The 12,244-nt window shown below is 56.5% G+C and carries 12 protein-coding genes; 7 read left to right on the top strand and 5 right to left on the bottom strand.

The window, feature by feature from the left end:
• Both D8U69_RS23520 and D8U69_RS23525 read left to right on the top strand, forming a co-directional pair.
• The coding region (locus tag D8U69_RS23520) for an HAD-IIIA family hydrolase (RefSeq protein WP_130908232.1) at positions 1-375 on the top strand (375 nt) is incomplete at its 5' end.
• 84 nt (positions 376-459) lie between these two features.
• Positions 460-1,239, top strand: coding sequence for a lysophospholipid acyltransferase family protein (locus D8U69_RS23525; RefSeq protein ID WP_130908233.1), 780 nt, complete (start codon positions 460-462; stop codon positions 1,237-1,239).
• 183 nt (positions 1,240-1,422) lie between these two features.
• Here the strand turns inward: D8U69_RS23525 and D8U69_RS23530 are convergent, their stop codons facing one another.
• Positions 1,423-2,955, bottom strand: coding sequence for a HAMP domain-containing sensor histidine kinase (locus D8U69_RS23530; RefSeq protein ID WP_130908234.1), 1,533 nt, complete (start codon positions 2,953-2,955; stop codon positions 1,423-1,425).
• Between the two features lie 132 nt (positions 2,956-3,087).
• On the opposite strand from D8U69_RS23530, the gene D8U69_RS23535 reads away from it, so the two are divergent.
• Positions 3,088-3,804, top strand: a complete 717-nt coding sequence (locus D8U69_RS23535; RefSeq protein ID WP_056854256.1) for a response regulator transcription factor — start codon at positions 3,088-3,090, stop codon at positions 3,802-3,804.
• 61 nt (positions 3,805-3,865) lie between these two features.
• On the opposite strand, the gene gyrB is transcribed toward D8U69_RS23535, so the two are convergent.
• The 4 genes from gyrB to dnaA are packed head-to-tail and all read right to left on the bottom strand — an operon-like array spanning position 3,866 to position 10,072.
• Positions 3,866-6,283: a DNA topoisomerase (ATP-hydrolyzing) subunit B gene (gene gyrB / locus D8U69_RS23540; RefSeq protein WP_056854376.1), complete on the bottom strand. Its 2,418-nt coding sequence runs from the start codon at positions 6,281-6,283 to the stop codon at positions 3,866-3,868.
• Positions 6,284-6,288: 5 nt separating this feature from the next.
• The gene (recF, locus tag D8U69_RS23545) at positions 6,289-7,392 is read right to left on the bottom strand and encodes a DNA replication/repair protein RecF (RefSeq protein WP_056854257.1); all 1,104 of its coding nucleotides are present in this window, start codon (positions 7,390-7,392) and stop codon (positions 6,289-6,291) included.
• A gap of 20 nt (positions 7,393-7,412) precedes the next feature.
• Positions 7,413-8,516: a DNA polymerase III subunit beta gene (gene dnaN / locus D8U69_RS23550; protein WP_056854258.1), complete on the bottom strand. Its 1,104-nt coding sequence runs from the start codon at positions 8,514-8,516 to the stop codon at positions 7,413-7,415.
• A 38-nt stretch (positions 8,517-8,554) separates the two neighbouring features.
• A complete protein-coding gene (dnaA, locus tag D8U69_RS23555; RefSeq protein WP_056854259.1) occupies positions 8,555-10,072 on the bottom strand; it encodes a chromosomal replication initiator protein DnaA in 1,518 nt (505 codons plus the stop codon).
• Positions 10,073-10,639: 567 nt separating this feature from the next.
• On the opposite strand from dnaA, the gene rpmH reads away from it, so the two are divergent.
• From rpmH to yidC, 4 genes are all read left to right on the top strand, one after another.
• Positions 10,640-10,774, top strand: a complete 135-nt coding sequence (gene rpmH / locus D8U69_RS23560) for a 50S ribosomal protein L34 (RefSeq protein WP_003213577.1) — start codon at positions 10,640-10,642, stop codon at positions 10,772-10,774.
• Between the two features lie 16 nt (positions 10,775-10,790).
• Complete coding sequence (rnpA, locus tag D8U69_RS23565) at positions 10,791-11,192, top strand: ribonuclease P protein component (protein WP_028620331.1); 402 nt, start codon at positions 10,791-10,793, stop codon at positions 11,190-11,192.
• Positions 11,185-11,430: a membrane protein insertion efficiency factor YidD gene (gene yidD / locus D8U69_RS23570; RefSeq protein WP_010207715.1), complete on the top strand. Its 246-nt coding sequence runs from the start codon at positions 11,185-11,187 to the stop codon at positions 11,428-11,430. The genes rnpA and yidD overlap by 8 nt, the downstream gene beginning before the upstream one ends.
• Positions 11,431-11,432: 2 nt before the next feature.
• On the top strand, positions 11,433-12,244 hold an 812-nt coding region (gene yidC, locus D8U69_RS23575), incomplete at its 3' end, for a membrane protein insertase YidC (RefSeq protein ID WP_130908235.1).

The following is a 12,244-nucleotide window of genomic DNA, read 5'->3' on the forward strand; positions in this document are numbered from 1 at the left end:
GGCATCGCTCGCGGCTATTACGACATCGCCACCCTGGATGCCATGCACGAGCGCTTGCGCTCGCTGGTGGCGGAGCAGGGCGGTGAAGTCGGCCTGATCGTCTACTGCCCGCACGGGCCGGACGAAGGCTGCGATTGCCGCAAGCCAAAACCCGGGATGCTCAAAAGCATCGCCGCACATTACAACGTATCGCTGACCAATCTCTGGTTCGTCGGCGATAGTCTCGGTGACCTGGAAGCCGCCAAAGCCGTCGATTCACAGCCAGTTTTGGTAAAGACCGGGAAAGGCGCAAAGACGCAGGGCTTGACCCTTCCGGTAGGCACATTGATTTTTGACGATCTGGCGGCGATTGCCGCAGAACTTATCCACAATTAGAGTGCTTCTGATATTTCCTGATAAAGGATTGGTCAGGAGTGCGATTTATACAGGCGGGTATTGCCCGCAACGGTAAACGTCACCATGTCGATATTGCAGGCCATCAGAACCTTTCTCTTTTACCTGCTGCTGGGCACCAGCTCTCTGCTGTGGTGCAGCCTGAGTTTTTTTATCGCGCCCTTTTTGCCGTTCAAGGCGCGTTATCGCTTCATCAACGTTTATTGGTGCCGCTGCGCCTTGTGGTTGAGCAAGGTGTTCCTGGGCATTCGTTACGAAGTGAAGGGCGCACACAACGTGCCGGATCGTCCCTGCGTAATTCAATCGAATCACCAGAGCACTTGGGAGACGTTTTTTCTCTCCGCTTATTTCTCGCCACTGAGCCAGGTACTCAAGCGTGAACTGCTCTATGTACCATTTTTCGGTTGGGCCATGGCCATGTTGCGTCCGATCGCCATCGACCGCGACAACCCGAAAGCCGCCCTCAAGCACGTGGCCAAGAAGGGCGACGAACTGCTCAAGGACAACGTCTGGGTACTGATCTTCCCTGAAGGCACACGCGTTCCCTACGGCACCATCGGCAAGTTCTCCCGGGGCGGGACTGCGTTGGCGGTCAACGCCGACCTGCCGGTGCTGCCGATTGCGCACAATGCCGGCAAGTTCTGGCCGAAAGCCGGTTGGGCGAAGAAGCCCGGCGTGATTACCGTGATCATCGGCGAACCAATGTATGCCGAAGGCACCGGGCCACGCGCCATTGCTGATTTGAACGATCGGGTGCAGGCCTGGAACGAGCAAATGCAAAGGGAAATGGGCTCACTTCCGCCGGCGCCAAATGCACCGGTTTCCACGGACTCGGTCGCTGTCTGAAATTCTGTGGATAAGCTGTGTACCGTTTTTCTCAAACGCCTATCGAATATTAAGTAACTTTCTGATTTCATTACATATTTTATAAAATGATAAAAATCATCAAACCGTGCATAAGTATTTTGCGGACGCAAAAAAACCGGCTGATATAGCCGGTTTTTTTATACCCGCGAAATCCCATGGCATTCACTCTTCCAACAAGGGGAAATCAAGCCGGAAACAGGTGCCTTCGCCAACCACGCTGGAGCATTCGATTCGCCCCCCATGTCGATCCACCACCGCCTTTACCATCGACAACCCCAACCCCACGCCGTCGGTACCCTGGGCAGAAGAGAAACGCCGATATTGACTGAATAGTTCGGGCAACTCCCTGGCGGCAATACCTTTGCCCTGATCGACGAGTTCACAGGTCAACCAGTCGCCGCTGTGCCTGACCTGCAAACTGACTCGCGTTCCCGCTGCACTGTATTTGATCGCATTCTCCAAGAGATTGAACAGCGCCCGAGTCAACAAAGCCTGATCCGCCATGAGCAGACTTTCCTGAGCGGCATCCTCGACCTGGTGCACCAGCTGGATCTGTTTCTGTTGCGCAAGGGGCAATGCCTGATCGAACACATCCAGCACCAGCATGGCAAATAAGCTGGGCTGGAAGTGATAGGCATCGGACTCAGCCCTGGCCAATTGAACGAATCCGTCCGTCAGATCCAGGGCGCGACGCACCTGAAGCTCAATCTGATCGAACAGTTGCGTGTCGCCGCCTACCTGATGACGATGCACATCCAGCAGCGCAAGAATGGCCGAGTGAGGTGCGCGCAAATCGTGGGACAGAAAACGCAACATGACAGTCCGTTGCTCTTGCGCTTCGCGCTCAATACTCAGGTCAGTCAAGCTCCAGAGCCAACCGACGGGCGTTTCGACGTCTGTCGGTAACAAAGCAGCGCGTTCCAGGCGCAAGCTGCGTTCTCTGACGTCACGGAACTCCAACATCGGCAGTGTGGATAATTGCGAGGCGGGGCCATGGTTCACCCCGGGGTAACCGAGCTGTACCAACTGTTCAATGACGCCTTCCCCCACCAAACTGCCGCCAAATAGATCGCGGGCTTTGCGGTTACCGAGCAATATTTGCCCGTTAGGGTCACTGATCAACGTGGCTACAGGCAAATATTCCAGTCCATCAGCGATGAAACGGTGGGTATCGCGGGTCCGGCTCATGGCTTGTTCAAGCGCCATCACTTGCTTCTGCAAGCGATCCCCGCTCGGAAACTGTGTGCGGCGGCGTTCCGGAAATACTTTGGGTTCGCTGTCCAGTCGCGCCAGCTCCCAACCAAAATACCTCAACACCACACTGAGCCGCCGCCAGTTCCAGATAAAATACGCCAGTAGCATGCTCAGCAGCGCTGGGGTCGGGGACCACCATTTGCTCAACTCCGCGAGACCGGCGCTGGTCAGCAGCGTACTGAGCATGCCAATCAACGTCAGCCAGAGCGCCAGGCGCGGGCGCCACAGCAACAGAGCGAGAACACAGGCCACCAGGCACACTGACAGAAGCGCGCTTAGGGCCGGTGATGAATCGTTCAGATTAATCTGCAGGCGATAGGACAACAGTGCAGTCAGCGGCAGGAGCACTAGACTGACCCACAACCACTCGCGCACCAATTGCCGAAATAATCGCTCAACCTGGCTTGGCTCACGGCTTTCCAGAAGACGAGGGCTATTCATGGGGAAAAGGGCAGGGCGGGGTGAATGGTTTCATAGATCTCCGATCTGACAACGTAGACCCAAGAATCATAGCGGACGTCGACACACGGCGGACCCCGAACTTCAACTGCCCCTGACAAGGAACCACCGCCTATGCGTGTCGCGATATTGGACGATGAGCCAGCCGAACTGCGCCGGGTCGAACAAACCCTGGAGCAGGTAGCGGACGGCGGCGAGCAACCCTGGTCACTCCACAGCTTCGAACGCGGTGAAGACCTGGTGCGACAACTACGCCGAGAAACCTTTGACCTGCTGATCCTCGACTGGCAATTACCCGATATCACCGGCTTGATGGTGCTGCGCTGGACTCGTGAACACATGGAAACACCACCGGCCGCCATCATGCTTACCAGTCGTGACGCAGAGAACGATATCGTCCAGGCCCTGAATGCCGGTGCCGACGATTACCTCAGCAAACCGTTTCGTCCCAATGAACTGAAAGCCCGGGTAGGCGCGGTTCTGCGTCGACACAGCCAGCAACGAGCAGCCACAGACGGCTTGAGCTTCAATGATCTGGTGTTCGATGATGCAGAACTGACCGTCACGCGTGATGGCAAACCGATCGTCATGACCGAGCGCGAATACCGTCTGGCGCACTGCCTGTTCAGCAACCTGGGGCGACCGCTGTCGCGGGACTATCTTTACGAACGCTTTTGGCCCCATGAAGAAATGTCCTCATCGCGCCCTCTGGATACGCACATCTATCGCCTGCGCAACAAACTTGGCCTGACGGCTGATCGTGGCTGGCAGTTGCTGACGATTTACGGGTATGGCTATCGACTGGAGAGTGTTTCGCCGGCGAGTGAGTGAATCGCGAATAATAAAAAAGGCCAACGCAATGCGTTGGCCTTTTTGTTGGCGCCGACCGGGATCAGAAGTCCAGGTTGGAAACCGCCAGGGCGTTGCTTTCGATGAAGTCACGACGGGGCTCGACCGCATCACCCATCAGGGTGTTGAAGATCTGGTCCGCGCCAATGGCGTCTTCGATGGTCACTTTCAGCATGCGGCGCGAGCCTGGATCCATGGTGGTTTCCCACAGCTGATCCGGGTTCATCTCCCCCAGCCCCTTGTATCGCTGGATGGTGTGGCGCTTGGTACTTTCGGCCATCAGCCATTCAAGGGCTTCCTTGAACTCGGTGACCTGCTTCTTGCGTTCGCCACGCTGGATGTACGCGCCGTCGTCCAGCAGCGTGCTCAGCTGAGCACCGAGGGAGACGACGGTTTTGTAGTCGTTGCTTCCGAAGAAGTCGCGGTTGAAGGTGACGTAATTCGACAGGCCGTGAGAGATCAGTTCGACCTCTGGCAGCCAGACGTTACGTTCACGGTCCTCACGCAAGCTGGCCTTGTACACCAGGCCCGACTTCTCGACGGTGCGCAGACGCACTTCGTACTGAGCCAGCCAATCCTGCATCGCTGCGTGATCGGACAGTTGCTCCAGACTCACCGCAGGCAGGTAGATGAAGTGCTCGGTCAGCTCCTGCGGATACAGGCGCGACAAACGCTTGAGGGTCTTCATTACCAGACGGAAGTCATTCACCAGACGCTCAAGGGCTTCACCGGAGATACCCGGGGCCTCTTCGTTCAGGTGCAGGCTCGCATCTTCCAGGGCCGACTGCGTCATGTACTCTTCCATGGCGTCGTCGTCTTTGATGTATTGCTCTTGCTTGCCTTTCTTCACTTTGTACAGCGGTGGCTGGGCGATGTAGATGTAGCCACGCTCGATCAGCTCCGGCAGCTGACGGAAGAAGAACGTCAACAGCAGGGTACGGATGTGCGAACCGTCGACGTCAGCATCGGTCATGATGATGATGTTGTGATAACGCAGCTTGTCGATGTTGTACTCTTCACGACCGATGCCGCAGCCGAGCGCGGTGATCAAGGTGCCTACTTCCTGGGAAGAGATCATCTTGTCGAAACGTGCTTTCTCGACGTTCAGGATCTTGCCCTTGAGGGGCAGAATGGCCTGCGTCTTGCGGTTACGTCCCTGCTTGGCCGAGCCGCCAGCAGAGTCACCTTCCACGAGGTACAGTTCGGAAAGGGCAGGGTCTTTTTCCTGGCAGTCCGCCAGTTTGCCCGGCAGGCCGGCGATGTCCAGCGCACCTTTGCGACGGGTCATCTCACGAGCCTTGCGCGCCGCTTCACGGGCACGGGCGGCGTCGATCATCTTGCCGACAACCAGTTTGGCTTCGTTCGGGTTTTCCAGGAGGAAGTCCGAGAAGTACTTGCCCATTTCCTGTTCGACCGCAGTCTTCACTTCGGAAGACACCAGCTTGTCTTTGGTCTGGGAACTGAACTTCGGATCCGGCACCTTCACCGAAATGATCGCGGTCAGACCTTCCCGGGCGTCATCACCGGTTGTGGCGACTTTGTGCTTCTTCGCCAGGCCTTCTGCTTCAATGTAGGTGTTCAGGTTACGCGTCAGTGCGGAACGGAAACCCACCAGGTGAGTGCCGCCATCACGCTGCGGAATGTTGTTGGTGAAGCACAACAGGTTTTCGTTAAAGCTGTCGTTCCACTGCAAGGCGATTTCAACGCCGATGCCGTCTTCACGCTGGATGTTGAAGTGGAACACCTGGTTGACCGGGGTCTTGTTGGTGTTCAGGTATTCAACGAACGCGCGCAGTCCACCTTCATACTTGAACAGCTCTTCCTTGCCGCTGCGCTCATCCTTGAGGACGATACCGACACCGGAGTTGAGGAAGGACAGTTCACGGATCCGCTTGGCCAGGATGTCCCAGCTGAAGTGGATGTTCTTGAAGGTTTCGCTGGAAGCCTTGAAATGAATCTGGGTGCCGGTGGTTTCGCTGTCGCCGACGATCTTCATCGGTTCTTGCGGAACGCCGTGAACGTAGGTCTGTTCCCAGATCTTGCCACTGCGGCGCACGGTCAGAACCAGCTGTTCAGACAGTGCGTTTACCACGGACACACCTACACCGTGCAGGCCGCCGGATACTTTGTAGGAGTTATCGTCAAACTTACCGCCGGCGTGCAGCACGGTCATGATGACTTCGGCTGCGGAAACGCCTTCTTCTTTGTGCACGTCTACCGGAATACCACGGCCGTTGTCGCGAACGGTGATGGATTCATCCGGGTGGATAATGATGCTGATGTCGTCGCAGTGGCCGGCGAGCGCTTCGTCGATCGAGTTGTCGACCACCTCGAACACCATGTGGTGCAGGCCGCTACCATCGTCGGTGTCGCCAATGTACATACCGGGACGTTTGCGTACGGCATCCAGGCCTTTCAGCACTTTAATGCTCGTTGAGTCGTACGTATTTTCTTCGCTCAATGCCTTCACTCCCGATGGTCGTGGGTCTGGGTGATACGGCCCTGTTCCACGTGGAACAGAGCGACTGGCGTTTCCGTCTGCCAGCCTTCCCTCAATAATTCGTGATCTACACAGGTGATGAACACCTGGCAGCGTAAGTCTTCCAACAAGCGGCAAAGCGCACGGCGATGCTGCTCGTCCAGTTCGGACGGCAAGTCATCCACCAGATAAATACACTGACCGCGTCGTGCCTGGCTCACCAAGTGCCCTTGAGCAATCCGCAAGGCACAGACCACCAACTTCTGCTGTCCACGAGACAAGATATCTGCGGCATTATGTGCGCCCAATCTGAGACGCAAATCAGCACGTTGTGGTCCGGCCTGGGTATGACCGATTTGCTGGTCCCGTTGCAGGGATCCGGCGAGCACAGTGCTCAGCTCACGGTCCTTATCCCAACCTCGGTAATAGCTGAGCGTTAAGCCCTCAAGCTCAACCAGTTCGCTCAAGGTCTGTTCAAAGACCGGTTTCAAGGCTTTGATGTAGGCGCGGCGGTATTCATCGATTTCAGCACTGGCCTGACACAGTTCCCTGTCCCAAACCGCTTGCGAAACGGCGTCAAGTGTACCATGCCGCAGCCAGGAGTTTCTCTGGCGCAGCGCCTTCTGCAAGCGTTGCCATGTCGACATGAATCGGGGTTCCACGTGGAACACACCCCAATCGAGAAACTGCCGACGAATCTTCGGTGCCCCTTCAAGCAGGCGAAAACTGTCCGGGTTGATCAGCTGCAAGGGCAGGATTTCGGCCAACTGCGCGGCACTGCGCGCGTTCTGCCCATCGATGCGGATCTGGAATTCACCCTGACGATCCCGCGAGATGCCCAAGGCGCTCTGCCCACCCTCGGCAAGTTCGACCTGTCCGAAGACAGTGCACGCCAATTGCTCATACTGAATGACCGGCAACAGCCGGGTACTGCGAAACGAACGCGCAAGCCCCAGCAGGTGAATGGCTTCCAGCACACTGGTTTTGCCGCTGCCGTTGGCGCCGTAAAGAATATTGATTCGGGGGGAGGGGGAGAAGGTCACCGGGTGCAAATTGCGCACCGCGGTGACCGAGACGCGACTTAAGGACATCTAGCTTCTGCTGAACATGATTACAGACGCATCGGCATGACGACGTAAGCCGAATCGTCGTTGTCAGACTCTTGTACCAGCGCACTGCTGTTGGAGTCAGACAGGATCAAACGAACCTGCTCGGTGGTCATCACGCCCAGTACGTCGAGCAGATAGCTAACGTTGAAGCCGATTTCCAGGGAGCCACCGTTGTACTCGACGCCAACCTCTTCTTCCGCTTCTTCCTGCTCCGGGTTGTTCGCCTGGATTTTCAGCTGACCGTTGGCCAGTTGCAGACGGATACCGCGGTACTTTTCGTTGGACAGAATCGCCGTGCGGCTGAAAGCTTCACGCAGTGCCTGACGGTCACCGAGCACCACCTTGTCGCCGCCCTTGGGCAATACACGTTCGTAATCCGGGAATTTACCGTCGACCAGTTTCGAGGTGAATGTGAACTCGCCGGTGGTGGCGCGAATGTGGTGCTGGCCCAGGACGATGCTGACGATACCGTCCGGCTCGGTCAGCAAACGTGCGAGTTCAAGGATACCTTTGCGCGGCACGATAACCTGGTGACGGTCCGGTTGACCGATATCGGCCTGCATCGAGCACATCGCCAGACGGTGACCATCGGTAGCCACGGCGCGAATGATGCCGGCCGAAACCTCCAGCAGCATGCCATTAAGGTAATAACGCACGTCCTGTTGCGCCATGGCGAAACTGGTGCGCTCAATCAGGCGGCGCAGTTTGCTTTGCTCCAGGCTGCAGGTCAGCGAGCCAGGGCCTTCCTCGACAGTCGGGAAATCGTTGGCCGGCAGGGTCGAGAGCGTAAAGCGGCTGCGCCCGGCCTTCACCACGAGCTTCTGTTCGTCGACCTTGATGTCGATCAGCGCGTCGTTTGGCAGGCTTTTGCAGATATCCATCAGTTTGCGCGCAGGCACAGTGATGGAGCCGGTTTCAGCAGGCTCTTCGAGTTGCACACGACCGACCAGCTCGACTTCCAGGTCGGTACCGGTCAGCGACAGTTGCTGGCCTTCGACAACCAGCAGCACGTTGGAAAGCACCGGCAAGGTCTGTCGGCGCTCGACGACGCCTGCGACCAGTTGCAGGGGTTTCAACAGGGCTTCGCGTTGAATGGTGAAATGCATGGTCTAGTCCCTTGCCTTAATAGCTGCGCTGGTGTTCATCAAGTGGTCAGTGTACGCAGCAGGTTCTTGTAGTCCTCGCGGATGTCCGCGTCGGATTCCTTAAGTTCGTTGATCTTGCGACACGCGTGCAAAACCGTCGTGTGGTCACGACCGCCAAACACATCGCCGATTTCCGGCAGGCTGTGGTTAGTCAGTTCCTTGGACAACGCCATGGCAACCTGGCGCGGCCGGGCGACCGAACGCGAACGGCGTTTGGACAGCAGATCGGAAATCTTGATCTTGTAGTACTCGGCGACGGTGCGCTGAATGTTATCCACAGAGACCAGTTTATCCTGCAGCGCCAACAGGTCTTTCAGGGATTCGCGAATCAGCTCGATGGTGATGTCGCGGCCCATGAAGTGCGAGTGGGCGATCACGCGTTTGAGCGCGCCTTCCAGCTCGCGGACGTTGGAGCGAATACGCTGGGCGATGAAGAACGCCGCGTCATGAGGCAATTCGACTTTGGCCTGGTCGGCCTTCTTCATCAGGATCGCCACTCGGGTTTCGAGTTCCGGCGGCTCGACGGCAACCGTCAGGCCCCAGCCGAAGCGGGATTTCAGGCGTTCTTCAAGGCCTTCGATTTCTTTCGGGTAGCGGTCACTGGTGAGAATGACCTGCTGGCCGCCTTCAAGCAGGGCGTTGAAGGTGTGGAAAAACTCTTCCTGGGAGCGCTCTTTGCGCGCAAAGAACTGAATGTCATCGATCAGCAAAGCGTCCACCGAACGGTAGAACCGCTTGAACTCGTTGATGGCATTGAGCTGCAGAGCCTTGACCATGTCCGCGACGAAGCGCTCGGAATGCAGGTACACAACCTTGGCATTCGGGTTCTTCTTTAATAGGTGGTTACCCACGGCATGCATCAAGTGGGTTTTACCCAGACCTACGCCGCCATACAGGAACAACGGGTTGTAACCGTGTTTAGGGTTGTCCGCCACTTGCCAGGCCGCAGCCCGGGCCAGTTGGTTGGACTTGCCCTCAACGAAATTCTCGAAGGTAAAAGTGCGGTTCAGATAGCTGGTGTGCTTCAGCGCGCCTTCTACCTGAACGGTGCGCTGTTCGGAACGAACCGGAGCCTGTTGCGAACTGGCGCCCGCCATCGGATCGAAGCTGTCACGGGAAGGCTCTTCCTCTGTGACTTCGGCGACTTTTTGCGTCGCACGCTTGGTCGGCGCTGGAGCCGGGGGCTGCGTACTGGCCGGGGCAGATGCAGCTTGAGCCTGGGACGCGGCCGCCGCCAGCGGTGCATTCGGTGCTGCACGCGGCGCCGAACTGCGCTTGCTGCCTATTAATAAGGAAAGCGCTGGCGCCATACCGTTGCCGTGCTCATCCAGTAATTCCAGGACGCGGCCAAGGTACTTTTCGTTGACCCAGTCCAGGACAAAGCGATTGGGTGCATAGACACGCAACTCGTCGCCTTCGGCTTCGACCTGTAGTGGACGGATCCAAGTGTTGAATTGTTGGGCAGGCAGCTCATCGCGCAGAAGCTCCACGCACTGCTGCCAAAGTTCCACTGACACGGATATCCCCTAAGTTGAAAGCCGGTGAGGCAAAAACAAGCGGCCATTGTACGCGACCAGACGTCGACTTATCCACACGTAGGTGCTCCCTCGAACAAGAAGAATCAGCCATTTATACGCAAAAAAGACGACCAATGGTCTGTGCATAAGCTCTGTGGATAACCTGGCCTGAGCTCGTTGCACAACTGGGGGTGAAACTCTGTGGGTAACCAGCCTGTGGATAAAGTAGCCTTTCACACACAGGTTATCCGACAGTGCAGCACAGGCTGAACACGGTTTTCCACTGTAGTTGTCATCCTCTGTACATCACGGAAAACAAGGTCTTCATTAAGTTATCCACAGATAACCGCGTCCTAAGCTTTTATAAGCTTTACAGAAAAGCTTTAAATACTCTCCTTCTTTATTTTTATGTTTAGCGTTGGTTTCGTACCCGCCAAACCCCTGGAGATCTATTTATAAGGAAACGCTGGTTGGAAATTGACCTGAAGGCTTGCTTTCTCTAGAATCCCCGGTCTCTTAAAACGGGGGCCATTCCGGCCCGTTGTGGACGAACCAGGTAACACGACAATGAAACGTACTTTCCAACCAAGCACTATCAAACGCGCTCGTACCCACGGTTTCCGTGCTCGCATGGCTACCAAGAACGGTCGTGCCGTACTGTCGCGTCGCCGCGCCAAAGGTCGTGCGCGTCTGGCAGTTTGATAAGCCGGCACTGGAGGTGAGTCAGGACTTCAGTCGGGAAAAGCGTCTGCTTACACCCCGGCATTTCAAGGCAGTCTTTGACTCCCCTACCGGCAAGGTTCCGGGGAAAAATCTCCTGCTCCTTGCGCGCAACAACGATCTTGATCACCCCCGTCTCGGGTTGGTTATCGGGAAAAAGAGCGTAAAGCTCTCCGTCGAGCGCAATCGCCTCAAACGTCTGATGCGCGAATCGTTTCGCCTCAACCAGGATTCACTGGTCGGCTGGGACATCGTTATCGTCGCGCGCAAAGGTTTGGGTGACGTAGAAAACCCCGAATTGATTCAGCATTTCGGCAAACTCTGGAAGCGTCTGGCACGCAGCACGCCGGTACCAGCAGTCAAAACCGAAACTGTAGGGGTAGACAGTCCCGATGCGTAAACTGGCACTCGTTCCGATCCAGTTTTATCGCTATGCCATTAGTCCCCTGATGGCCAGTCACTGTCGTTTCTACCCCAGTTGTTCCTGCTACGCGTTAGAAGCCATTGAAAACCATGGCCTTCTTCGCGGTGGCTGGCTGACCTTTCGTCGTTTAGGTCGCTGTCATCCGTGGAATCCCGGTGGTTATGACCCGGTTCCACCTATCCCTACCTCCCGTTCTTCTTCGATGGCCGAGTAATCATGGATATCAAACGCACGATCCTGATCGTCGCCCTGGCAATCGTGTCCTACGTTATGGTTCTTAAATGGAACCAGGACTATGGCCAGGCTGCCCTGCCGACTCAGAATGTTGCTTCCAGCACGACCGCACCGGGCCTCCCGGATACGGCAACTGGCAAAAAAGCGTCAGTCAGTGATGACATTCCACACGCCGCAAACGATACCAGCGCACCTGCCGAAACTCCGGTAGCCGCAAGCACCGACCTCATCCAGATCAAAACGGATGTGCTCGATCTGGCCATCGATCCACAAGGTGGTGATGTCGCGCAGCTGAAATTGCCGCTGTATCCACGTCGCCAGGACCATCCGGAAATTCCTTTCCAGCTGTTCGATAACGGCAACGAGCGCACTTATCTGGCGCAAAGTGGCCTGATCGGCAGCAATGGTCCGGACGCAAGTCCTGCCGGTCGTCCGGTTTACTCTTCCGAGAAGAAGATTTATCAACTGGCTGACGGTCAGGACCAATTGGTCGTGGACCTGAAGTTCAGCAAGGACGGCGTCAATTACATCAAGCGTTTCACCTTGAAACGTGGCCTGTACGACGTGACCGTTTCCTACTTGATCGATAACCAGAGCGCTCAACCCTGGTCCGGAGCAATGTTCGCGCAATTGAAGCGTGATGCCAGCTCCGATCCTTCTTCCAGCACCGCCACGGGCACCGCGACTTATCTGGGCGCCGCCCTGTGGACAAGTAACGAGCCGTACAAGAAAGTGTCGATGAGCGACATGGACAAGGCTCAGCTGAAAGAAACCGTCACCGGTGGTTGGGTTGC

It is taken from the genome of Pseudomonas sp. Sample_16 (genome assembly GCF_004307665.1).
GTDB lineage: Bacteria > Pseudomonadota > Gammaproteobacteria > Pseudomonadales > Pseudomonadaceae > Aquipseudomonas.

Excerpts from the sequence above, each read along its gene's own strand:
- D8U69_RS23525 (WP_130908233.1), top strand. The coding sequence starts at position 460 with ATGTCGATATTGCAGGCCATCAGAACCTTTCTCTTTTACCTGCTGCTG.
- D8U69_RS23530 (WP_130908234.1), bottom strand. The coding sequence starts at position 2,955 with ATGAATAGCCCTCGTCTTCTGGAAAGCCGTGAGCCAAGCCAGGTTGAG.
- D8U69_RS23535 (WP_056854256.1), top strand. The coding sequence starts at position 3,088 with ATGCGTGTCGCGATATTGGACGATGAGCCAGCCGAACTGCGCCGGGTC.
- recF (WP_056854257.1), bottom strand. The coding sequence starts at position 7,392 with ATGTCCTTAAGTCGCGTCTCGGTCACCGCGGTGCGCAATTTGCACCCG.
- dnaN (WP_056854258.1), bottom strand. The coding sequence starts at position 8,516 with ATGCATTTCACCATTCAACGCGAAGCCCTGTTGAAACCCCTGCAACTG.
- rpmH (WP_003213577.1), top strand. The coding sequence starts at position 10,640 with ATGAAACGTACTTTCCAACCAAGCACTATCAAACGCGCTCGTACCCAC.
- yidD (WP_010207715.1), top strand. The coding sequence starts at position 11,185 with ATGCGTAAACTGGCACTCGTTCCGATCCAGTTTTATCGCTATGCCATT.